The organism is Bradyrhizobium sp. NBAIM08 (assembly GCF_020193935.1).
Lineage (GTDB): Bacteria > Pseudomonadota > Alphaproteobacteria > Rhizobiales > Xanthobacteraceae > Bradyrhizobium > Bradyrhizobium yuanmingense.
Window position 1 is genome coordinate 1 of record NZ_JADYVR010000656.1, and the last position, 424, is coordinate 424.

The 424-nt window shown below is 77.1% G+C and carries 1 protein-coding gene; it reads left to right on the forward strand.

Annotation, left to right across the window (positions count from 1 at the left end; all coding sequences use genetic code 11):
• Window positions 1–159: 159 nt before the first annotated feature.
• On the forward strand, window positions 160–424 hold a 265-nt coding region (locus I6F37_RS41425), incomplete at its 3' end, for a hypothetical protein (protein WP_225154586.1).

Here is a 424-nt window from a genome sequence, read left to right on the forward strand (position 1 = left end):
GAGGGTGGCGCCGCCGAGGGAGACGTGGCCGCCGGAGGGGCCCCCGCCGGAGAGGGAGCCGATGGTCTCGCTGGTGGCGAGGGCGAGGGCGGCGCCGGCGGCTGCTCGGTGTTCCTCGCCGACACCCCGACCGGCCGCATCCTCGCCCAGACCTGGGACATGCACGCGACCGCGATCCCGTTCGTGATGATGCTGCACGTCCCCGGCGCCGACGGCGCGCCCGGCGCGTGGCTGCTCAGCCTCACCGGCTGCCTCGGGCTCGCCGGGATGTCGGCGGCGCGGCTCGCGGTCGGGATCAACAACCTGTACTCGAAGGACGCGACGGTCGGCGTCGTGTGGCCCGCCGTGGTCCGCCGCGCGCTCCAGCTCGCGAGCGCGCCCGCCGCGCGCGACGCGATCCTCACCGCGCCGATCGGCTCGGGCC